The sequence below is a fragment of the Marinimicrobium sp. UBA4209 genome (assembly GCF_002381585.1).
In the GTDB taxonomy this organism is placed as follows: Bacteria; Pseudomonadota; Gammaproteobacteria; order Pseudomonadales; family Cellvibrionaceae; genus Marinimicrobium; species Marinimicrobium koreense.
This window is the reverse complement of sequence record NZ_DFTP01000055.1, coordinates 39,524-40,007: the sequence shown is the minus strand read 5'-3', so window position 1 is coordinate 40,007 and position 484 is coordinate 39,524. Positions and strand designations below refer to the sequence as shown.

The following is a 484-nucleotide window of genomic DNA, read 5'->3' as shown; positions in this document are numbered from 1 at the left end:
TTGGGACCGAGCAGCCCCACGATCTGTCCGGTAGATACCGACAGGGAGACATCGAGCACCACTTTGCGGGTTTTGTAACTTTTGGCCAGGTTCAGGGCGTGCAAGCTGGGCATGAGTCAGTCCTGTTCAGCGCGGTCGCTTTGCGGTGGCAATACCATTTCGATACGCGGGCTATCGGATTCCGTATCGCCCTCGGCCTTGAGGATTTCACTGGCCATATCGTAGTCGATCCGGTTGCCGCTCATGGTGGCGTCGCCCTGCACGATCCGGGCGTTGGTCTGCAGCTCCAGGCGCTCGCTGGTCACATCGTACCGGATGGTGTTGGCCTGGGCGGCAATGGGCTGGTCGTCCACTTCGGGTTGCTGCTCAAAGTGGGCCGGGGTGCCTTCGGCCACCACCCGCTCCACTTGTCGGTTGGCGTCGGTGTGTACCACCAGGCTTTCGGCGCGGATATTGAGGCTACCCTGGCGCAGGCGCACATCGC

The 484-nt window shown here is 62.0% G+C and carries 1 protein-coding gene and 1 pseudogene; both read right to left on the bottom strand.

What is annotated here, in order from left to right; genetic code table 11:
* Positions 1–113: pseudogene (locus tag B3187_RS08235) on the bottom strand (lipopolysaccharide ABC transporter ATP-binding protein); the annotation flags it as partial.
* A gap of 3 nt (positions 114–116) precedes the next feature.
* Positions 117–484, bottom strand: a 368-nt coding sequence (lptA, locus tag B3187_RS08230; protein ID WP_286805681.1) for a lipopolysaccharide transport periplasmic protein LptA, incomplete at its 5' end; no start/stop codon positions are given.